General features: G+C 37.5%; 20 protein-coding genes. 15 read left to right on the forward strand and 5 right to left on the reverse strand.

Features of this window, described 5'->3' with window-relative positions:
• Positions 1–70: 70 nt before the first annotated feature.
• The 5 genes from M2133_RS03245 (at position 71) to M2133_RS03265 (ending at position 6,470) form a co-directional block, all read left to right on the forward strand.
• Positions 71–2,542, forward strand: a complete 2,472-nt coding sequence (locus M2133_RS03245) for a prolyl oligopeptidase family serine peptidase (RefSeq protein ID WP_277464530.1) — start codon at positions 71–73, stop codon at positions 2,540–2,542.
• A gap of 457 nt (positions 2,543–2,999) precedes the next feature.
• The gene (locus M2133_RS03250) at positions 3,000–4,235 is read left to right on the forward strand and encodes a site-specific integrase (RefSeq protein ID WP_277464531.1); all 1,236 of its coding nucleotides are present in this window, start codon (positions 3,000–3,002) and stop codon (positions 4,233–4,235) included.
• Positions 4,232–5,374 (forward strand): hypothetical protein, encoded by a 1,143-nt coding sequence (locus M2133_RS03255; RefSeq protein ID WP_277464532.1) that lies wholly within the window; start codon positions 4,232–4,234, stop codon positions 5,372–5,374. The genes M2133_RS03250 and M2133_RS03255 overlap by 4 nt, the downstream gene beginning before the upstream one ends.
• 86 nt (positions 5,375–5,460) lie before the next feature.
• A complete protein-coding gene (locus M2133_RS03260; protein WP_277464533.1) occupies positions 5,461–5,769 on the forward strand; it encodes a helix-turn-helix domain-containing protein in 309 nt (102 codons plus the stop codon).
• A complete protein-coding gene (locus tag M2133_RS03265; RefSeq protein WP_277464534.1) occupies positions 5,766–6,470 on the forward strand; it encodes a Lin1244/Lin1753 domain-containing protein in 705 nt (234 codons plus the stop codon). The genes M2133_RS03260 and M2133_RS03265 overlap by 4 nt, the downstream gene beginning before the upstream one ends.
• Positions 6,471–6,897: 427 nt before the next feature.
• On the opposite strand, the gene M2133_RS03270 is transcribed toward M2133_RS03265, so the two are convergent.
• Positions 6,898–7,302: a hypothetical protein gene (locus M2133_RS03270; RefSeq protein ID WP_277464536.1), complete on the reverse strand. Its 405-nt coding sequence runs from the start codon at positions 7,300–7,302 to the stop codon at positions 6,898–6,900.
• Between the two features lie 552 nt (positions 7,303–7,854).
• Between M2133_RS03270 and M2133_RS03275 the strand changes: the two genes are divergently transcribed.
• Positions 7,855–8,553: a hypothetical protein gene (locus M2133_RS03275; protein WP_277464537.1), complete on the forward strand. Its 699-nt coding sequence runs from the start codon at positions 7,855–7,857 to the stop codon at positions 8,551–8,553.
• A gap of 91 nt (positions 8,554–8,644) precedes the next feature.
• Here M2133_RS03275 and M2133_RS03280 read toward each other — a convergent pair whose 3' ends face one another.
• The gene (locus M2133_RS03280; RefSeq protein WP_277464538.1) at positions 8,645–9,043 is read right to left on the reverse strand and encodes a DUF1896 family protein; all 399 of its coding nucleotides are present in this window, start codon (positions 9,041–9,043) and stop codon (positions 8,645–8,647) included.
• Positions 9,044–9,599: 556 nt separating this feature from the next.
• On the opposite strand from M2133_RS03280, the gene M2133_RS03285 reads away from it, so the two are divergent.
• The 9 genes from M2133_RS03285 (at position 9,600) to M2133_RS03325 (ending at position 19,351) form a co-directional block, all read left to right on the forward strand.
• Positions 9,600–10,112: a hypothetical protein gene (locus M2133_RS03285; RefSeq protein ID WP_277464539.1), complete on the forward strand. Its 513-nt coding sequence runs from the start codon at positions 9,600–9,602 to the stop codon at positions 10,110–10,112.
• A 3-nt stretch (positions 10,113–10,115) separates the two neighbouring features.
• Complete coding sequence (locus tag M2133_RS03290) at positions 10,116–10,649, forward strand: helix-turn-helix transcriptional regulator (protein WP_277464540.1); 534 nt, start codon at positions 10,116–10,118, stop codon at positions 10,647–10,649.
• A 17-nt stretch (positions 10,650–10,666) separates the two neighbouring features.
• Positions 10,667–11,140, forward strand: a complete 474-nt coding sequence (locus M2133_RS03295) for a hypothetical protein (RefSeq protein WP_277464541.1) — start codon at positions 10,667–10,669, stop codon at positions 11,138–11,140.
• A 31-nt stretch (positions 11,141–11,171) separates the two neighbouring features.
• Positions 11,172–12,347, forward strand: coding sequence for an ATP-binding protein (locus tag M2133_RS03300; protein WP_277464542.1), 1,176 nt, complete (start codon positions 11,172–11,174; stop codon positions 12,345–12,347).
• A 275-nt stretch (positions 12,348–12,622) separates the two neighbouring features.
• Positions 12,623–13,966 carry a site-specific integrase gene (locus M2133_RS03305; protein WP_277464543.1) on the forward strand — a complete coding sequence of 448 codons (1,344 nt, stop codon included), beginning with the start codon at positions 12,623–12,625 and terminating at the stop codon, positions 13,964–13,966.
• A gap of 4 nt (positions 13,967–13,970) precedes the next feature.
• The gene (locus tag M2133_RS03310) at positions 13,971–15,110 is read left to right on the forward strand and encodes a hypothetical protein (protein WP_277464544.1); all 1,140 of its coding nucleotides are present in this window, start codon (positions 13,971–13,973) and stop codon (positions 15,108–15,110) included.
• Between the two features lie 196 nt (positions 15,111–15,306).
• A complete protein-coding gene (locus M2133_RS03315) occupies positions 15,307–15,618 on the forward strand; it encodes a helix-turn-helix domain-containing protein (RefSeq protein WP_277464545.1) in 312 nt (103 codons plus the stop codon).
• Between the two features lie 426 nt (positions 15,619–16,044).
• Entirely contained in the window at positions 16,045–16,959 is a 915-nt protein-coding gene (locus M2133_RS03320) for a BT4734/BF3469 family protein (protein ID WP_277464546.1), read from the forward strand.
• A gap of 979 nt (positions 16,960–17,938) precedes the next feature.
• Positions 17,939–19,351 (forward strand): RsiV family protein, encoded by a 1,413-nt coding sequence (locus M2133_RS03325; protein ID WP_277464548.1) that lies wholly within the window; start codon positions 17,939–17,941, stop codon positions 19,349–19,351.
• A 202-nt stretch (positions 19,352–19,553) separates the two neighbouring features.
• Here M2133_RS03325 and M2133_RS03330 read toward each other — a convergent pair whose 3' ends face one another.
• The 3 genes from M2133_RS03330 to M2133_RS03340 are packed head-to-tail and all read right to left on the reverse strand — an operon-like array spanning position 19,554 to position 20,867.
• On the reverse strand, positions 19,554–19,952 hold the full coding sequence (locus M2133_RS03330) for a hypothetical protein (RefSeq protein ID WP_277464549.1): 399 nt from the start codon (positions 19,950–19,952) through the stop codon (positions 19,554–19,556).
• A gap of 13 nt (positions 19,953–19,965) precedes the next feature.
• Positions 19,966–20,379, reverse strand: coding sequence for a hypothetical protein (locus M2133_RS03335; RefSeq protein ID WP_277464550.1), 414 nt, complete (start codon positions 20,377–20,379; stop codon positions 19,966–19,968).
• Positions 20,379–20,867 carry a hypothetical protein gene (locus M2133_RS03340; protein ID WP_277464551.1) on the reverse strand — a complete coding sequence of 163 codons (489 nt, stop codon included), beginning with the start codon at positions 20,865–20,867 and terminating at the stop codon, positions 20,379–20,381. The genes M2133_RS03335 and M2133_RS03340 overlap by 1 nt, the downstream gene beginning before the upstream one ends.
• Positions 20,868–21,011: the final 144 nt, after the last annotated feature.

Genomic DNA, 21,011 nt, shown 5'->3' on the forward strand with positions numbered 1-21,011 from the left:
AAATTGTTTACTGTAGACAATACCCAATTGTGGGTATTTTATATCTTTGCCCGTACTAAATCTATACACCATGAGAGTACTGTATGTCTTGGTTTTGTCGATCCTGTGCGGATCGTTGAGTTTCGCTGCCGAAGAGGTGGTGGTGAAGCAGGTGAATTATGCCGGGCCTTATGCCGTGGGGCAGCCATATCAGGGGGATCCCCTGAATGTGGAAGGCAAGGCTTTCAGTGAGAAAGAACTGTTAAAAACGTCTGTTCCTTTTTCCCGGGTCTGGGAAGCGGGGGAAGTGCGCGAACTGGCGGGGTTGCCGGTGGGCGCTTCGGGTTATAACTTACATCTGATTTCTTTTTATCTGCATAGCGATCGTTATGTGAAAGGCAAGCTGTCGCTGGACGGTATGCCGGAGCTGGCGGAGCTTTATGTCGACGGTAAGCCGGTGAAGGCAGACGCACGCAAAGCGAGCCTGACCCTGGAACCGCGCAGTTATGAAGTGGTGGTGAAATACCTGACCAAAGACGCCGAAGCGCCCGCCTGGCAGATCGCCTGGAAAGCGGAAGGGGATGCCGTAGTGACGGCCTCTGCCTCTGCCGAGCGCACCTATACGCTGGCGGATGTGTTCGACGGCAAGCGGATCCAGGGGGCGTCGGTCTCTCCGGATGGACGTTTTATGCTTGTATCATACGCGATGACTTATCCGGGAGGCAAACAAGACAGTTGGACGGAACTGACCGAACGGGCGACAGGCAAACTGTTACAGAGCGGCAAGAATCGCCTGCAGTGGATGCCGCAAACGAGCCGTGCCTGGTACACCCGTCAGGGTATGGATGGCCGTGAACTGGTGGTCTTCGATCCGGCGAAAGGGGAAGAAACGGTGTTGGCTTCATCGTTGCCCGAGGGGCCTTTCCGCATCGCGCCCACGGAAGACTACCTATTGTTTATGATGCAGGAAAAAGGTCCGACGGAACGCAAAGATGTTTACGAGGTATTGGTGCCCGACGACCGCCAGCCGGGATGGCGCAACCGCAGCTTTATCCACCGCTATGACCTGCGCACCGGACTTCTGCAGCGACTGACCTATGGCACGCAGAGTACGATGATGCAGGATATCTCCCGTGACGGGCGTTACCTCTTATTCAGTATCAGCCGGCCCATACTGACCGAACAGCCGTTCAGCCGGAATAACTTCTACCGGATGGATATGCAAACCTTGCAGGTCGAAACGATATTGGAAGAGGCGAAGTTTGTCAACCGCGGACAGTTCTCGCCCGACGGCCGACAGATCCTTTTCTCCGGCTCCGGCGCGGCATTCGAGGGCGTAGGCTTAAAAGTCCTTCCGGGACAATGGTCGAACTCGAGCGACGGACAGCTGTTCCTCTATAATCCGGCAGACCGGAAGGTGACTCCCCTGACAAAAGATTTTGACCCGTCGGTCGACCGGGCAATGTGGAACGCGCACGACAATCAGATCTATCTCTTGGCCAAAGACCGCGACCGGGTACGGATGTACACGATCGATCCGGTGAAGCATGCCATCCGTCAGCTCCCGTCGGAAGAAGATGTGGTGTCGGATCTGAGTCTGGCAACCGCTGCGCCGGTGATGCTTTATTATGGACTGAGCGATTCCAATTCCCAGCGCCTCTACAGCCGCGACCTGAAGAAAGGCACGACCGTCTGCCTGGCGGATATGGGCGAAGAGGTGTTGAAGAATATTACCCTGGGCGAGGTGAAGGATTGGAGCTTCGTCTCCGCCGCCGGCGATACGATCTACGGACGCTATTACCTGCCGCCCCATTTCGATCCGGCGAAGAAATACCCGATGATCGTGAACTACTACGGTGGTACCACACCGACGGCACGGGTGTTGGAAGGGCGTTATCCTTCGCATGTGTACGCCGGTCTGGGCTTTGTGGTCTATATCATCCAGCCCAGTGGGGCGACCGGTTTCGGACAGGAGTTCTCCGCCCGTCATGTGAACACCTGGGGTATGCAGACCTGTGATGAGATTATCGAAGGTACGAAGAAGTTCTGCGATGAACATACGTTTGTCAACCGCGAAAAGATCGGCTGTATGGGCGCTTCGTACGGCGGTTTCACCACGATGCTCTTACAGACGAAGACCGATATCTTCGCCGCCGCCATGTCGCATGCCGGCATCAGCGATATCACCAGCTACTGGGGCGAAGGCTATTGGGGGTATTCTTATAGCGCGCTGGCGACAACGGATAAATATCCCTGGAACGCGCGGGAGATCTATGTCGAGCAAAGTCCATTGTTCCATGCCGATAAAATCAACACACCGATCCTGTTCCTGCATGGCGCGGAAGATACCAATGTGCCGGTCGGCGAGAGTATCCAGATGTTTACCGCCCTGAAACTATTAGGCAAACCCACCGCCCTGGTGCAGGTCGACGGCGAAAACCATCAGATCTTCGATTACGACAAACGCCTTCGCTGGAACCATACGATCTACGCCTGGTTCTTCAAATGGCTGAAGGACGATCCGGCCTGGTGGGAAGCGCTTTACCCGGAGAAAAAGCTGTAGAGAAAGGGAGCGCTAAACCTCATCCAACCCCCCTTTTTTCAACTACCGGTAGTTTGCGCACAAAATACCGGTACTTTGTCAACGAACTACCGGTAGTTTGTCGACAAACTACCGGTAGTTTTTAAGGGAAATATTAACACCTCATTTCCAACAGGTTAGAAAACCAGAATTACCCGTCACTTCGAAGATCAGGATCACGGATCACCCCGAACCGAAGTTGTGCAAATGTGGTGCCAGCCATAAAAAGAAAAAAAACGATAACCGATTGATAATCAGTCACCGTTCGAAATTTCTAGTACTCGGAGCGGGAGTGGATTATTATCAAAACTATTTTTGACCACTTTTAATTCATTGATTCTCAATATCAGATTGTTATGAAAACTAATTTTCATCTCTTTTAATTGTATATAATCGAAATATTATCCCTATTTTTATCCCTGAAAAAATTTAAGGGAACATGGAAGCATCGTTTTATTTGAGAAAAGAACTGTTAAACAAGAGTGGTCTTGCTCCAATACGGTTACATATTACGTTTAACGGACAGCTGATAAAGAAATCCATCAAGGGTGTTTCTGTCAAGCCGGAGCAATGGAAAGAGAAGAAGATGCGGATACGTGCCAACTACAAAACAGAAGAATATAATTTCCATGTTGAATATAATCAGATACTGGATGAACTCGAAGAGCGTATCAGAGATATAGAACGCTATGCGTTACTTAATAAGATAGAGTTGACGAAAGAGTTTATTCTTGATAAGTTGGAGCAAAAACAGAAAATTAATGTAGAGCATGACTTCTTCGATACTTTCCATGAGTTTATAGAGACAAACCGCCCTATATCTTCCCAAAACACGACTAAAGGGCGTGTAACCATACTGAACTTCTTAAAGGACTTTGCGGAGCATCGAGGAACTCAAATCATATTGGATAGTATCAACAACCAGTTTTACGAAGAGCTGCGGGAATTCGCTTTTGAAGAGAAAGGAGTCCGGAACAATTATTTCTCAAAGATAGTATCCATCATCAAACGTTTCATGTCATGGGCTGAGGAACGGAATTATCATGCCAATACACAATATTCTAAATTTAAAGCATCAGAAGAAGAAATAGAAGTAATCTTTCTAAATACAGAAGAACTGATGACTTTATATAATTTTGATTTTAAGTCGGAAAGACTGTCTAAAGTACGTGATTTCTATTGCTTTGGCTGTTTTACGGGACTACGCTTTTCCGATATTCAAAATTTAAAACCGTCAAATATCTATAAGGATTATATTAAGCTCCACATCAAGAAAACAAAACAGACAGACCATGTTGTTCCTCTGAATAAATTCAGCAAAGGGATACTTGATAAATATAAAGATACTCCATTAGAACCCATTCCCTCTATATCTTCACAAAAGCTGAATAAGTATATCAAAGAATGCTGTAAAGAGATAGGACTTGATACTCCTGTCACAACTACAAGATATGTCGGTAGCCAGAGAGTTGATAGTACTTTGCCTAAATACGAGCTAATAACAAGTCATACTGCACGAAAAACATTTGCGACAGTCTCTCTTATATTGGGAATGAGTGAACGTTTTGTGAAGAGCGTAACTGGACATAAGCGAGATTCTTCATTTAATCGCTATGTCAAAATAGCCGAAAAGGAAGTAAAAAAGCAAATGGAAAATACTTGGGATAAGTTATGAAGTATACCTCATTTGAAGAAACGATTAAGAGCAGTCTTGTTCTTTTTTCCAAAGGAGAATTGGAAAATGAATCTGATTTTTTATCTGATTTGTTTGGGTTATATCCAATTGAACGAATGTCTACTTTGCTTTTCTCAACAAATGACGAGGATAGAGCGCTGCTGATTAATGCGCTAAATGGCTTTTTAGAGAAGCATTACCTCATATTAGACGAGAAAAGATGTGATTTTATCAAGAGCATTGAGGCTCAAATTCAAGGTTCTCCATTGGCTATTGCGATAAGCATATTGATTCGGAAGAAGAAGGAGATACAAAGCATTGTAAATGAAGGTATTCCAATAAAACAAATAACTCTATACTATAACAATTTAATATATTCATTGGATTTTTTGTTGGCAAAGTATAGGGGATTTGCACAATTTGAAATAACCCACAAAAACAAACTTGATATCTACGATAAGTTTACCGCTTTCTTGATAAGCAAACGCCATGATTTGAGTTTTTTTAGAGAGTGTAATGAAATGGAAAAGCAAGTTCTGGAGATGCTTTTAGATAGGTGTTCTATATTAAACGATGATATTCCCTGTATTGCCCGAGTTCCATTCGAAGCAACACAAAATGGCAAAGTGGAAATTGAGCTAGTGCCAAGAAAAGAGATAAGTATTGCTTTATGTCATTATCAATTAGATTTTTGGAGCGAAATCGAATTGCCCGATTTGAAAAAGAGTACAATATTGGATGAAGGCTTCTTTATGGAGATAATGTACAAGTTCTTTAAGTACATAAACGAGGATATAGCAAAAGAAAATATTTATATATTCATGCAAACACTTAAGAATCAAATGCATGAGAAATACTCTTCTTATGATAGGAATATTACTCGTTTCATATTAAACAAATCTATTGCAAAATATTCAGATGCGAATAAGTTGTTCTGCGCAATTATCGGCAGCCAGAAAGAAAAACTAATTGGGAACAAGGACAACTTCTATACTGTGTTGTCAGTATATTTCCAGTATGAAATAGCAGAAACTCAATTATCAAAATCTACAATAGAACGATATCTCGGAACACAGGAAACTCTGGAAATCCTATTGAGGAAATATGGGGAAACTGTTAAATTAATATTAAACGACTGATTGTTAGTATTTTTACCCAAAGTTCCTTAACTGGGTTGCGACCAAGACAGAATACGTTTGCCATCAAATCATAAAAATAAAGTGATATGGCAAAAACAAATTTTAAGCAACTTAAAGCTGTTGAAAATATACAGCTTAACACGGATGGTTCAATTATAATAAAATTGAATCAAGAAGAAACTCCTCAGATCATTCAGAAAAAAGAGATTGAGTTTGATGTGGATAGAATTTCACAAATTGAAGCAGCAAACCTGTTCAGGGTAACCGTTCAAACAATTATTAATTGGTCGAAGCGTGGGATAATCAATCGGTATAAGCTAGGAAATCGTGTTTTCTATCTCAAATCAGAGTTAATAGATGCAGCAAGAAGAAATAATAACATGCAAAAAGTATGAAAACCTTAAAAGATGCATATTACTTCCCACATGATTGCAATGCAAAAGATGATCCAAAGTGTGTGTTATTAATCGAACAACTGGGATTAGAGGGTTATGGAATATTTTGGGTATTAGTGGAAACCTTGCGTGAACAGCCTGATTTCAAGTACCCATTAAAATTAGTCCCTGCTCTGGCAAGACGATATAATACAACAGCAGAGAAAATGAAAACAGTAGTAAATGTATATGACTTATTTGTGATTAAAGATGATACTTTTTTCTTCTCGGAAAGCCTTAATCGGCGAATGCAGCCATATCTTGAAAAGAAAAGAGCATTGTCAGAAGCAGGCAAAAAAGGGAATCAAGTACGATGGGGGAAAAATATCGCCCTGCAATCGGGAGGCGATCGGGAGGCAATCGCAAATAAAACAAATAAGACTAAAACAAAAGAAACCCTCCTCTTTGAGGAGGTTAAGGAGGAAGAAAATTTATTGAAATGTGATCCTCCTAAAGATGGAGTTGAACGAAATTGGGATGGTTTAAAAAATTTCTTATCCCAAATGAATGGTAGTCCAAAAGAGAATAATTTTATTATCGAAAAGTCAAATTTTGGAGAAAAAGGGCATCCTATTTGGACTTTTATATTTGAAGTGAGAAATAGTAATGGGAAAATTCACACTCCTATGGCCTTTCTGATTTCTCGTTTGAAAGAGTTATGATTTGTAAAATGCAAGATGTACGTTTGTACCCCAAAAATATCATTTTTTGGCCACAAACGTATTCCTGCCTTCTATCGTAGGGTTATTTCAAAGAAATAATTTTAACGCATCTCTGAAAAATATTTTTGGGAAAAGGTCTTTTGAAGCCTAAGGATGATGTTCCTGTTTAACCTAAATCTCTCTAATATTTCATCATCAATTTTAGTTGAAATTATTCTCTAAACAAAAACCCGCCTAAAATTCCGCCCAGGATGGCTGTACTAAAAAACCTCAGAAAATAATACAATATAACTAAGGGGAAGAAAGTTATGAGTAAAAACACTTTTAATATTTTCATGATCTGATATTTAAATAATTATACAATTGTTCAACTATAGAATTGTTTAGCTATACAATCCTTTGATTATGTAGCTAAACAATTACGTAATCAAATACCTAATACAAGGCCTAAAGTAACCAATGTGTTATTTGTCTTTTCAATCTCTTTCCGTCCATTGACCGTTATGCTTCCGGTCGCTTTCCCCTCGTTTTTATCAACACCTTCCCCTTTGTAAACCGGGTGAACGGAAAGTGAAACATACGTTCCTGCTTTTAAGGTCAATTCATGGGAGAATGGCGAAGGTACTGTTTCCTCTTTGATGTTCTTCGTATCCGTTGCCGAAGTAGCATTACCTACAGTATAAACGACTTTCAAGTCATACAGGTCCGGCTTATCTATCGAAGCTTCATAATTTACTTTGTATTCTTCACTTCCAAGAACATCTTTTTCGTTATCTCCGCAGGATAGCAGCAGGATGTTCATAACTGTTATTAGTATTATTACTTTTTTCATAACCATAAACAAAGAAAGCATGGGACAGTAACCTATTCTGATACTGAGGTACTGGCATACCCGGCAACCAAGAATAAAGTTAAAGCCCATGCAGTATAGCACAGACATCAACTTTTTACTCTTTTGGATTGCCTTAGAAAAGTGCCAGTTTTCAGTATCCAAGAATAAAAGCTAATGCTTTTTTCTAATATTTCACATATTGCTACCTAAGTAGCAACAGCAAAGATATAAAAAAATGCTATCTCCAAACAGTTCACTGCTTGAAGTTCTGCATGGGTTAAGAAGTTTGATGTAAAAGATTACAGTAGAAGTTTGTCTTCAGTTGAAAATTAGCATTGGGTTTGATAAAGCGTCTAGCATAGGGGAATAAATATCCCTGTCATAACTATTTTATAGTAGGGGCTTCTACTCAACCAAAACTAAGCATGATCCACTTCTCTCGGCACCTCGAGCATTCACCTATATGCAACTTGAAATTTTTCCACCATAAAGAACTTCAGAAGAAGTATTCCTTTCTATATTTACATCAGTAAACTATTAAAGGTCGGAATTATGGGTAACAAAGTAGATATCAGTCGTTACTGGAATGGTTTGAATAAACCTCTTTTGGCTGCTGCAATAATTGCGGTAATACTTGTTTTTGTGTTTGATTTTTATCTGTTTGACATAGAAGAAGCATTCAAAGGAGCGTCTAAAATTGGTAGAATATTCTATAATCTATTATTCTCCTTTATTACAGCATATATCTTTTACTTGTTGACAGTTTACTCAAAGGAATATTACAATAAGCAAGCTACTGCTCCCAGTCTGAAGTTTTATCTAAGACAAATAGTATCTGACGCTGAAAGAGTTATGAAAACTATATCAAAAACAACAGCTGTCCATATTGATGAAAATTCCTCTCTCGAAGATATAACTCGCGCATGTAATCTTATAAACCCTTTAACCATTCCTCCCAAACTTGATGAATTAAACAAGTTAGTTATTCCTGGCAATTGGTATAATCATTTCTTTTTTCATAAAGAAGTCGTAGATACAGCTTTGACAAGAGTTCGCTCTCAATACTTCATCATTCTTGATGATGAACTTATTGATATGCTGGGAAATATAGAAAACTCCAGTTTGTTTGAGAATATAAATTTCTGCATACAACACAATTTGGGAGGTACAGATTTGGACTTCATTAGTAAAGATTTGGTTATCTATTTTGCTGCTATAAAGAAACTCAAAAAGTACATTGAAGCACTTTGAGTACGATTAAATAGGAATAGGCTCTCATAATCTATTCGTAATGGCTCATTCTAATTTGTTGGCACTAGTTAACTTAGATATTACATAAATCTCAAATATATAACGCCAATTCATCCCGTAACTCATACTCTTTCTCAGTTCCTTCAAAATCCACACCGTATTGGTGGAACAAGCCAACAGCCTTTTTAAGGATTTTGCAAGCATGGTCATTATCAAGAACTTCATCTTTAATTTCCTCGTAGAAAGTTTTAATGTAAGCGATAGGAGAAAACTCAAAGCCTTGATGAAGTGCTTCATTTGCTTTCTCCAATGCTTCTAAAGTGCTGTATCCATCGTTATCCGCTTTTTCAAATGCAGCTTTAGCAGCCTGGGCGCGGGTTACAATTATTTCGTTCACCTCCTCTTTGTTCTCAAAGAGGTTAGGAAAATAATCTTCCAAGTATTGGTAGATTTCCTGCTGATATACATTTGCTCTTTGTAATTCCATCATAAGGTCTATTATCATAGCATTCAACAAAATATTAGCAAAAACGGGCTCTCTCCTTTGTGGATTCATTCTGCAGTTACCTTACAAGCAAAAATAGCGAATTAGAAAGTAACAACAATCGACGGCATCAAATAAATTTTGTCAAACTGCCAATTTTGAAACAAATAGTAGATTTAAAAGCGTAATAGCTCTGAAAAAGATAACCGGCAATTTGAATTGAATTTACTATTTCGCAACAGCATTTCACATAACTACAAAAAAGAATACATGGTACTCACCAAGTTCGTAGAAGGACTGGCATGCCCCACAATCGGAGCAAGGCAAGCCCACGCCTATGCGACAGATTGCACAGTTTTCTCGATTGTTGCTTGAAAAGTGTTAGTTTTTTTTCTACGAGATTACGTGAACGCTAAGCTAATATGTCTTTGCAGAATAAATCCGCTCGTTTTCAGAGGCAAAGATAGAAAATTCATCTCTAACACGAGGCGCTTCCTTCCAAATAATGTTAAATATTCACTTTTGAGTGTATTTTCGATAGAAAAACTTGCATTGTCGAAATATGCTACCTATCTTTGCAAATAATTTACTTAAAAGTGAAGAAGTGGAATGTAAGCTAGAGCTATATTTTGAACAAGAAAAAATAAGTATTTACTCTATAAGAAATGAAGGAGAAGAAAAACTTGAACTAGAAAAATTTCTAGAGAAGTTTCCTTCAAATTCAGAATACAAGAGAGATATTGACATAATACTAGCTGCAATAAAAAAGATCATCAGAAATGGAGCGTTAGAACGCTATTTTAAGCCAGAAGGCTCATATGGTGATGGTGTTGGAGCAATCCCAATAGAGGGTAATAGATTGAGACTTTATTGCATCCGCATTTCAGATTCTATAATTGTCTTCGGAAATGGCGATGTCAAACGTGTAAAAAAATGGCAAGAATGCCCCGTACTATCGCAATACGTGGAGCAATTAAAAAAACTTCAAATCAAAATTAACAAATCAATTAACTCTGGGAAAACGGCTATAGATGACAATGAAAAATTAACCGGAGTTCTAAAATTCAAAATATAGAAAATGAAAAAAGCAAATTTACTAGAAAGCAGATTGCAAGAAGTAGCAAAAGATGTAGAAGAGTTTGTTTCATTATCATTTGACATTTCTGATAGAGTCCGTGATATTTTAGAAGAAAGAAATATCTCACAAAAAGATTTTGCTAAGCTATTGGGCAAACGTGAGTCGGAGATTAGTAAATGGCTAAAAGGCACTCATAATTTTACATTAGAGACTATCGCTAAAATAAGTATCGCTCTAAATGTAAGATTACTTTATGTCCCAGCAAAAACAAAATCTATTTCAGAAATAAAAGAGGCTATTGCTGATTTTGAGATTTTATATAGGCACAAATCCGCAGAAAACAATCCTATTAGTATTACATTCACTATTCCTGATAAAAAACAAATTTATTTAAAGGAAAAACATATAGGTCAAATTAATCCGGAGGGGAAGATATGTTTTAAACAAGATCTTAGTACTTCGAAATATCAAATAGCATGTAATAGTAGTTCCATGGAATCTATAAGAAGATTGCCTGATAATATTTTATTTTAAATTTCAGAGACAATAATATGAAAAATAAAAATTCTGGTTTTAAAGAAATAAGCATCAGCTTAAATAAAATCCAAGACTGTAAGTTTTACTGCAATTTGGATTTTAAGTGTAACCGCGAAGCGCTGGAAGAGGGGAAACTCCCTTATAAGATTCTTGTTAAATGGAATTTTTCATATAATTTGGAAGAAGATCTTTTTAATATAGACCTATCTGTTGGATATGAAGAGTTTGATACTCAAGCCTTAATTCTAGAAGCTGAAAATCGTTTTGTATTTCATGTGAAAGATTTAAGAAGCCTTGTAAAAATTCAAAATGAGAATTCTTTTTCTTTAGAAGTGGATTTTCTGCCAACTTTAATAAATATTGCCATTGGAACTATGCGAGGGATTATTTACTCAAGAACAGGATCTAGCTCGCTTTCTGAATTCCCATTACCCATGATGTCCATGAACGAACTAATAAATAATGCTCAATCTCAAGTTATAAAATAGGTTTTATTTTTACGTAAACTCATCTCGGATTATGGATAAATTACAAAAAAAAGCAATTTTGAATCAGGTCTTTTCTCCGATACAGCCAATTCAAGAGAAAGATTTCTTTTTTGGAAGAATGAGCCAACTAACAAAAATAATCGATGCTATTAACGAAAAAGGACAGCATGCTATTTTGTATGGTGAGCGAGGTGTTGGAAAAACATCTTTGGCTAATATAATGTACAAATCATTTACTAATATTTATCCAATAAAAATCACTTGTGATAGAAGACATACGTATCGTTCCCTTTGGGAAGATGCATTGGATAAAATACAATATTCTCAAACCATAAACGGAATAGGCTTTAATGCTCAATGTAAGAGTAAAATGATATCAATGAAATCATTGATATCATCATATAGTGATTTAAAGACAAATCAAATAGTAAATCTGTTAAATGATTTAGGGAGTGATTATAAGCTCATGTTCATTTTTGATGAATTCGACAACATTGCAGATCAAAATACTAGGCATTTTTTTGCAGACCTCATCAAATCTCTTTCAGATAACAACACTAACACAACGATAATCTTAGTTGGAATAGCAGAGAGTGTCGAGGCTCTAATTGGAAGCCACCTGTCGCTTGAAAGATGTCTGAAGCAAGTAAAAATGCCTCGAATGAGAAAAGATGAGTGCGAAGAGATAGTCAATAATGGATTAAAACTTCTTGACCTAAAAATGGACAAATTAGTTTTGGATAAAATTGTTGAGTTTTCTTCAGGATTTCCTCATTATATACATTTATTGTGTAAATATGGTTGTCTAGAATTAATCGAAAACGACAAAAACAATTTTACTGAAACATATTTGACTATTGCAATAAACAAAGGCATTGATAATACTTCTGAACAATTGAGAATTTCCTTCAGGGAAGCAATATCCTCCTCAAGTAGTAGCAATAAATGGAAATTTATTCTTTATGCTTGCGCTAATTGTGAATTAGATGAATTTAACTCATTTACAATCACAAACATTGTCAAAGAATACAATAAAATAACTAAAAATAATGTGAAAAATTCAGATTTACATTATTGTATTAATGAGCTTGCCAAGGCAAATCGTGCAGAAATACTCACAAAGTTAGGAAAAGGGAGAAGCACACGTTATACATTTAAAAATCCCATGATGAGAGCTTTCGTTAAGCTTAAAATGAACGCAAAGTAGTGGAGTAACATTTCTTATCCCTCAATTTATCCCTGAATAAAATTCTAAACGCTCATAATCAGTCGATTATGAGCGTTTCTTGTACTCGGAGCGGGAGTATTGTGTATGCAAAATGGATAGTTCGTAATCGGCAGACCCATAGAATACATGCCAAATATATGCAATATATCAACAGTTTACACATTTGATAAATAATGCACAAGAATGCACTTATTTGCATTTTGTTGTGCAAGAGTTGTGCAAGTTGATTATATTTGCACAACCAAGTTTATATTATGGCAACAGTAAAAGCATTTATAAGAACCTCAAACAAGAGGTCTGAACGAACTAAAATTCGATTCCGTTTAAGTGATGGGCGGTCGGTGCAGATATTTCATGTAAGTGAAATAGAAGTTCCACCATTAGTATGGGATAACAATAAAGGCGAGATAAAAGCCAAGGTTGTATTTGATTCACAGGAAAGGCTTAGGGTTAACAATGCCGTGTCACATAGGAAGAGCATGATTCTAGACATATATAATTCTGTCAACAATAAGAAAGATGCTACTTCGGAGTGGTTAGAACAAGAAATTGACAAGAAATTGAATCCCGGCAAGTACCAATCAAAGGAAAGTGTCTTTTTCTCTTTATTTGACGATTTCTTACAGAAGCGAAAGTTATCTGATGTACGAGAGAAGAACTTCATGGTATTGAGAAGAGCTTTGCAGAGATACGAACTAATCGCCTCTGTTGAGGAGAATGTCGATTTTAAGTTAGATATACATAGTATTAGTAGCGATACAATCGAAGATTTTGAGAACTTCCTACGGAATGAACATACACTTTATGATGAGCATAAAGATATCTACGACGAGTTTCCCGCCATAATAAACTCTTCTAAGAAATCACCAAAGCCTAGGCCGAGAGGCACCAATACGATTAACGCTCTGTTCAACAAGCTTCGTGCATTCTTTAATTGGTGTAATCAGAATAACATTACAACGAATAGACCATTTGATAACTATGAGAGTAAGCCCGACTTATACGGTACTCCATACTATATCACAATAGAAGAACGCAACCAGATATACAGTACGGATTTGTCACATAGGCCTCAACTCGCCATACAACGTGATATTTTCATCTTACAATGCCTGCTAGGTTGCAGAATGGGAGATTACTATAAAATGACTAGAGAAAGTATAATTAACAATGCTGTAGAGTATATCCCTCGTAAAACAAAAGACGGACACCCTATAACTGTTCGAGTGCCGCTGAATGATACAGCAAAGGAAATCCTAAAAAAATATGATAATGTTGACACAGAGGGACGCTTAATGCCTTTCATCTCTGAACAGAAATACAACGAGGCTATTAAAGAGGTTTTTACTGCTGCCGGAATTACAAGAATCGTTACCGTATTAAACTCAACAACAAGACAGGAGGAAAAGAGACCTATCAATGAGATAGCCTCATCTCATTTAGCCCGAAGAACATTTGTTGGAAATTTGTACAAGAAAGTAAAAGACCCTAATTTAGTGGGCTCTCTTTCGGGTCATAAAGAAGGTAGCAAAGCTTTTGCCCGTTACCGGGAGATTGATGAAGAAATGAAGATCGAACTTGTTAAATCGTTGGAGTAAACTAATGAAAAGGATTGAACTCGATAAATTTGGTTTATTATTCGGTGGCTGGCATATATGTTTAAGTGCCGTGTGTAAACCGCAACTAACAGTAGCTGACAACAGGCAATTGGAAGACTTGTATCACATAATATACCCTAAAGATGACATTGCTATAAAAGATTGGCAACGAAAGAATTGTCCAGACTATAAGCGCATAACGAAACCTTTAAGGGATGAGATTAAGGGTGTTTTATATAAATACCCCACTTCAAAGGAAGTTTTTATCAAAGAAGTTATAACCTCCTTCATCCCTTATAACAAGCTTTTTCATAAAGATGAATTAAATAGAGAAGAATATATTCAAATTAGAAATTTCATCCAAAGAAGAGAGTTGATGAAGAGTGAGAATCCCAGCATTGTTCTTACCTACATGGATGAAATGATAGAAAGTCGAAGATTTGCTCATGAATTAGAAGCGGATCATTATAAAGAATACAAAGCATATATACCCCATAATTGTCTCTTAGGATTAAAGTTATTGCTTGATAATTTTATGGAGGATTTAAGTCAAATCTGTCTTTTACATAATATAGATTTAAAGACTATTCAGAAGAATGCCCTAAATCATTATGAAGGAAGTAGCATCCCTCACTATTGGAAGCCTGAATTGCTTAATGAAAATAATTACAGGCAAATTAATACAGATTTTGACGAGAACTCCATCTCTAGTGAAAGTATGCATTTTATTGCGGGGGAGCACTATGAATCCAAGCGTGAAGCTGGCGAAAGCGACTATGTGGAGGTTATAAATGAATGGCAGGGAACAGAACAAAATGCACGGCGTGAAGACAGAGATACTTTTGATTATGACCCTCAAAAAGCAGAACGAATATTTAGCTTTTGTGTTGATTCAGATGTGTTTTCTGAAGATATAAAACTACATGACTTTTTAGTGTGTGTGTCTGCTGCTGATTTTTCAGAAATAAAGAAAAAGATTAAGAGGATTACAAGATTTAGATACATTGTACGCATTCTGCATGAGGCTATGGGTAAGAATCAAAGTTGGTATAGAAAATCAGCTAAAAGTATAGGGACAACCCCATCTCGTTGTACCGGGAATATTGACGAGAGGTGGCAGAAGGAAGCAAATGCATTAAAATAAAACCTCGCGCCACAACTTGACCACAAAAACCAATTGTTAATATTTCTAAAAGACAGCACAACGTACTGTGTATTATCTTTTTGTGTTTATTGTTTTTTTTGAAAAAAGCATATCTAACCACAACCTTGCCACAATTCCTCCAGTTTAACTTTGTTCCAGAAAATATTCATAAAAAGTATAACTAATTAAGACAATTATGAAACTAGATGAACTTTTCAGGAACAATCCCAGCATAACGTTGGCTGTTTCTATGAATGATCTTAAAGAATGGCATCAAGAGGTTATAAAAGACGCTAAGATGCAGTTAGAACAATCCGTAATGGATACGAAAGTAGATATCCATATCTCCCCTAAAAAAGCTGCCGAAATTTTCGACGTCGATCAGTCAACCCTATGGAGATGGTCTAAAAGAGGCTATTTGACACCTGTTCAAATAGGAGGTAAGCGACGTTATAGAATGAAAGATATTAACAATATTATGAATGGAGGAAAGAGTGATGAAAAATGATCATAAGCCAGGGTTACTAATTAGTGAGAGTATGATACATTTTCTGTTTGCAGGAACAGATGAAGATGCAGGTATATTGATAAGAACTCTCATCAAGTACAACTTCGACAAAGAGGAGCCCACTTTCTCATCAACTGAACAGGAGGGGATATTCCGCTTCTTCAAATCAAGTATAGACGAAAATCAAAGAAAATACTTCGCTAGGTACAAACAAGAATACAGAGGCAATTATCTACCTAGAGATGAGACGAAATAGAATTACTTTCTAATACATCAATAAAGTTTATGTTCTGGGTTATTAGCGATCAACGATGGTGGCAAACCGCTACATACGATCGCTAATAACTAATAAGTGCTATTGTTTTCAAATGTCAGTCTGTTATAATTATATTAATATTAATAATATATTTAAATTACCCATATATCATGAAAAGAATTTATTCAGGCAGAAGAGCAAATTCAGGAGAACTCGAAAATGTGTCACTTTTTCGTTGTTTCTCAGAGAGTATACCTGATGACACAATCAAGCTATCAAAGTTTCTTTTTCCCTCACAAGAATACATCGAGATGGTAACTGGCATAAGAGAAATTAAGAAAAAAGGCAGCATCTATATTTTGAAGAGTATGCTCCCTTGCATTACTCCTAGTGGAGTATTCAGTAAAAGATGTAATTCAGGCTTGATACATCATAGCGGAATTATTTGCATGGATATAGATAGAAAAGACAATCCTCACATTTCAGATTGGGATATAGCAAAACAATCCGTTTCAGGAATGGATGGACTATACTATGCCGGATTATCAACTAGTGGCAATGGCTTGTTTATGCTTTTCAGGATAAAATACCCAGATAAGCATCTTGAACATTTCTACGCACTTGAGCATGACCTCAAGAAGAAGAATATATATATTGACAAAGCATGTAAAGATGTAGCACGACTAAGGTTTGTTAGCTATGATCCAGCGCCCTACTATTGTCCAACCGCAGGTCAGTACAGCAGATTTATGGGAATAGAAAAAAAATCTCTTACCATCAATATTGGTGATGACATGTCTAAAGAAATAACGTCATATAGAGTGCGGAAGTTAATAGCAGAAATCATGCTTAACAAAATAAATATAGCTGAAAAATACTTGGTTTGGTACGCGATAGGACAGTCCTTGGCGGCTGAATTTGGAGAATCTGGACGTGACTTGTTCCATATCGTTAGTATGCAATCAATTAAATATCAAAAATGGAGATGCGACCGCCAATACGACCATTGCCTCGCAAGCTGCTCGAATTCCTCCATCGCAACTTTCTTTATGTATTGCAAGAAGCATCATTTATACGCTAAATAAACAACAGACAAATAGAATGGGAAATTATCACCCAAAAATGAACAATTTCCTCAAACAGAAGTTATCTTTGTAACATCCTTAGGGATACATTTTTGTGGAAAAGTAAAAGTGCCTTTCTCGTTAAAATCGCCAATTTTACACTAAAGTGCACACTTAGGTACAGATAGCTCGCCATAGGTGGGTTGTTTGTCTATTTGTGTGCAGGTGTTTGGCGATACCTTACGAGAAGTGGACGGCAGCCCACTTTTTTTGTGTTTGTTCTGGATGTATAGATAGAGTTGCCCTCCATGCAAAATGAGTTCGAACGCGGCATTCTTTCATCGCCTGTGGGCTTCTCTTTGTTTTTCGCAATCCGATTGCCGTAGTGGGGCTTAAAATGGATTGGCTGAATTTGAAGATGGCAACTAGAAAAAGGATTAATAACGAAATATTAAAAGAAAGAGACAATGGGAGAGACAATGATTAAGTGCCCAGAATGTGGGTCTGTAAACGGAGATTGGAGAAAAGAATGCGTATATTGTTATGCACGTTTAGACGTACCGGGACAAATGCAGATTTATTCTAATAGACCGCCCGCTCAGGTTCAAAGAGAAGGACATGGTTCTCCTCAACCTGTCGTAGTTAATAATTACATAAGCCAGACGCCAAACTACATCGTGGTTCGCTCTCCTAAGAGCCTTCTACTACAATTCTTCCTTATCCTTTTCTTTGGTGTGTTTGGTTTATTGTATTCTTCTATTTCGGGGTTCTTTATAATTGCACTCGCATACATTTGCAGCATTGCCTTAACAGTCTACCTATATAGTGAATACCTAATAGTTCCTTTTATGGACATACTTTTAGGTGGAAGCATTTCTTATATCATTTGGATTTTTTGGAGTGTTATATGGGCAATAGCGTGCTTTATATGGGGAGCCATATCCATAAATAGGTACAACGACAAATTATACTCAGGTAACCAACTATAAATTCAATCACCATGAACATAAACCAAAGAGGTTCATACCGGAGAGAACCAATAAACATATCAGGTGAGAGGAAAGACCCTAAAATCGTGAAGCCTGCTCCAAAGAAAAAATCTAACCTATGGTTAATCATAGTTTTATCGGTTCTTGTATTTGGGCTGTGTGGCTTGGCTTTGTTTCTCATAATAGACAAACAGGATTTTGAGGTTTTGAAAGAGGCAAACGAGGCTAGAACAAATGAATCACAAGTTGTACAAAAAGACAAAGAAATCTTCAAAGCCTATACTTCTGACAAGACATGGCTATTCAGGCAAAAAGATAATAACCCCTATGCACGTAGTAAGGTATCTATTGAGTTTCCTTACAGCTACAAGGGTTATGACCTATCAAAGCTGCAAAGTGAATTGTTAAGCGTTTGCTTAGGAAAGGCCTACAAACCTACAACCTCGCCTCAGGAGGCTCTGGATGAATATGCCGCAAATGAACTTGATAAGAAGCAAAAGGAGATAGAAGATTGGTGTAGTCAGTTTTCTGATGACTATAATGACGGAGAGTTTCCAGCCACATGGTATGAAGAGGAGATTATTGATATAAAAAGAATATTCAGTAAAGATAATATTATCACGTTTAGTATAGCGATAGAAGGGTATAACCTGGGAGCTATGCATGGGTATTATGGTCACAAATACTTCACCTATGACCTTGACAAAAACAAGCAACTAAAATTTACCGATATATTTCCCGGTGAGTCTAAAGACAAGATATATCCTATACTGCTGGATGCTCTTATGAGGCAGCAAGGAGCTTCTTCAAAAGAGGAGTTAGAGCAGAAGGGTATATTGGTCGATGAATTCTTTGTTTCAGAAGATATCTATATAGCAGATTGTGGGATAGTCTTCTATTACCCTCCCCGTTCTATTGCGGCTTTTGCTTTTGGCGAATTCAATATTTGCATTGATAGAGCAGTCTTAACAGAAAAGCCAAAGCAAATCAATATGCCCAATCTTCAACCTACTCGTGAAAGCTCCAAATATTATAAATGCACCAGTTCAACGGGTAGTTGCAAGAAAGTTGTGCTAGTGAAAAGCAAGAATGACTTCAAGCGTTGCACCCTATACATCCTAGATAATAGAGATGAACTGTACATATTAAGAGGGAGGCAATTTCTTGAAACTATTTACGGTAGCGTATGGTGGTTACTTTCATTTTCTAAACAGCAAGAAGCCTTAAAGGCTATCAACGATTGGAAGTATGAAGACTTTCTGGAGAGGCTAACTCAAATCGGAGATTTATGGGTAGTTAGGCATGAGATGTTTATTCCCAAAGAATTTGAAATGGAAGAAGAGAGGATATGTTACGATCTAACGGAATATGACTTGTTGGATTCAGAATATGCCATGGAACTTTTGCTGAAATTATTACTATAAATTCTCCTTATTTATAGCCATATACAAAAAGGGCTTACTTAAACCTCAAGTGTATGAGGTTTAATATATTGGTCTTTATTGCAAAAGCACTGATGTTTTACTCCTCCATTTGCTTGCAGCTTTTCGGGGTGATTCGTGCCGCCTATAAACAAAAAAAGCTGTCGATTAACAGCTTTTCGTAAGTTGTAGCAAGATTTGCAAATTATAATGACGTTTTTTTCACAAAAAGAGGAATGGTTTTTTTAAATCCACAACATTCAAAAACAACATTATAATGTGCAGGCTCCGTGAATTCGATATTGTTAAATGATAATACGAAATTAGAAATATAAGCATCAATATTATCATCAGGGACGACATGAATATCTCCCTTTACCGGTGTTATCAGATCTTTCCCATTTGGTTTATTTTCTCTAATGGAAAACGAAAATGCCTTATCACCTTCCTCCCCTTTTTCAAGACGAATTCTGCAAGCTACGTAGAAAGAACTATATCTAAAGGGGAAGACTTGAGGGAACAGGGAATTAAACGTACCTACAATGGTAAATTTCTCCTGATTTATTTGTGCAAAGTCACACAATGTGAAAAGTTCGACATCCATATTGCTTATATTATTATTTTAATTTTTTTTGATCTTCTAGAGCCGGCAAACTTAAAAATTTCCTCAAAGTATCTAATGGGGTTTTTATAGTACCAAAACACTTATTTCTGATCTTAAATTCCTGTGCTTTGTGCCTGTGAGACTTGTTTATAATCTTAGGCTTAATCCTTGGAATAGCATCCACATAAATAGTAATAGCATCAGCGTTCAATTCATCGCCCAAATCGCAGTAACAACCTTTCAGATGTTCAGTATCACCGCTGTAAACCTTTACAATTTGCATATATGAGTTTCTATCACATTCATATAAGGTCATTATTTTCCCTACGACCGGGTGCTTTACCAGTCTTTTCCATTTGAAATCTCGGGTATCTCCATCAGCATGATCCGCTGCTATAGAATCACCTTCTCTTACATGTTTTGCCATTACAATCGAACTAAGCTGTTTAGACTTTCAGGATTAAAAGAGAATAAAGCGGACAAATCAGTGACGCTATCCACATTTTTGAGCTTATCAGACAAAGCTATAGCTAGTTTTAACTTTTCCACAGAAGGCTCCTCTGATTCATCTATAACGTATTCTGACTCATTCTCTTCTATTTCCTTTCCAAAATCGCCTTCACTTATGATTCCATCCAGAAGATCACAATACAACTTAAAATAATTACGCTCAATTGTTCTGTTATTAACAGCAGTAATAAGCATATTTAAGGCTTCTTTGTATTTCTCTCCAGTAAGAAAGTCCATAATTCCATTACCAGATGATGCTACATAAACTTGATGTAAATTATACTCACCATCAGAATCTATTTGCTCAGCTATAGCTGTGTAACTGCTCGTCTGTATCATTACAGTCGTGATAGTATTATCGCCATAGTTAGTGCTTTCTGTTTTTATATTATCCAAACTTCCCATTTATACTGTTCCATTTTAGGTTGTTGCCTGCGACAAATATACCAACAAACTTACAACCTGACAAATATTCTTGTATTCTTTGATATACGACAATTGATATACGACAAGACATTATCGCATATCATCCATTATTTAAGCATCTCC

The organism is Parabacteroides sp. PF5-6 (assembly GCF_029504695.1).
Classification (GTDB): Bacteria; Bacteroidota; Bacteroidia; order Bacteroidales; family Tannerellaceae; genus QVMG01.

Excerpts from the sequence above, each read along its gene's own strand:
- M2133_RS03340 (WP_277464551.1), bottom strand. The coding sequence starts at position 20,867 with ATGGGAAGTTTGGATAATATAAAAACAGAAAGCACTAACTATGGCGAT.
- M2133_RS03315 (WP_277464545.1), top strand. The coding sequence starts at position 15,307 with ATGAAACTAGATGAACTTTTCAGGAACAATCCCAGCATAACGTTGGCT.
- M2133_RS03275 (WP_277464537.1), top strand. The coding sequence starts at position 7,855 with ATGGGTAACAAAGTAGATATCAGTCGTTACTGGAATGGTTTGAATAAA.
- M2133_RS03285 (WP_277464539.1), top strand. The coding sequence starts at position 9,600 with ATGCTACCTATCTTTGCAAATAATTTACTTAAAAGTGAAGAAGTGGAA.
- M2133_RS03335 (WP_277464550.1), bottom strand. The coding sequence starts at position 20,379 with ATGGCAAAACATGTAAGAGAAGGTGATTCTATAGCAGCGGATCATGCT.
- M2133_RS03310 (WP_277464544.1), top strand. The coding sequence starts at position 13,971 with ATGAAAAGGATTGAACTCGATAAATTTGGTTTATTATTCGGTGGCTGG.
- M2133_RS03280 (WP_277464538.1), bottom strand. The coding sequence starts at position 9,043 with ATGATGGAATTACAAAGAGCAAATGTATATCAGCAGGAAATCTACCAA.
- M2133_RS03305 (WP_277464543.1), top strand. The coding sequence starts at position 12,623 with ATGGCAACAGTAAAAGCATTTATAAGAACCTCAAACAAGAGGTCTGAA.
- M2133_RS03290 (WP_277464540.1), top strand. The coding sequence starts at position 10,116 with ATGAAAAAAGCAAATTTACTAGAAAGCAGATTGCAAGAAGTAGCAAAA.
- M2133_RS03260 (WP_277464533.1), top strand. The coding sequence starts at position 5,461 with ATGGCAAAAACAAATTTTAAGCAACTTAAAGCTGTTGAAAATATACAG.
- M2133_RS03245 (WP_277464530.1), top strand. The coding sequence starts at position 71 with ATGAGAGTACTGTATGTCTTGGTTTTGTCGATCCTGTGCGGATCGTTG.
- M2133_RS03320 (WP_277464546.1), top strand. The coding sequence starts at position 16,045 with ATGAAAAGAATTTATTCAGGCAGAAGAGCAAATTCAGGAGAACTCGAA.
- M2133_RS03250 (WP_277464531.1), top strand. The coding sequence starts at position 3,000 with ATGGAAGCATCGTTTTATTTGAGAAAAGAACTGTTAAACAAGAGTGGT.
- M2133_RS03330 (WP_277464549.1), bottom strand. The coding sequence starts at position 19,952 with ATGGATGTCGAACTTTTCACATTGTGTGACTTTGCACAAATAAATCAG.
- M2133_RS03270 (WP_277464536.1), bottom strand. The coding sequence starts at position 7,302 with ATGAAAAAAGTAATAATACTAATAACAGTTATGAACATCCTGCTGCTA.
- M2133_RS03325 (WP_277464548.1), top strand. The coding sequence starts at position 17,939 with ATGAACATAAACCAAAGAGGTTCATACCGGAGAGAACCAATAAACATA.
- M2133_RS03300 (WP_277464542.1), top strand. The coding sequence starts at position 11,172 with ATGGATAAATTACAAAAAAAAGCAATTTTGAATCAGGTCTTTTCTCCG.
- M2133_RS03255 (WP_277464532.1), top strand. The coding sequence starts at position 4,232 with ATGAAGTATACCTCATTTGAAGAAACGATTAAGAGCAGTCTTGTTCTT.
- M2133_RS03265 (WP_277464534.1), top strand. The coding sequence starts at position 5,766 with ATGAAAACCTTAAAAGATGCATATTACTTCCCACATGATTGCAATGCA.
- M2133_RS03295 (WP_277464541.1), top strand. The coding sequence starts at position 10,667 with ATGAAAAATAAAAATTCTGGTTTTAAAGAAATAAGCATCAGCTTAAAT.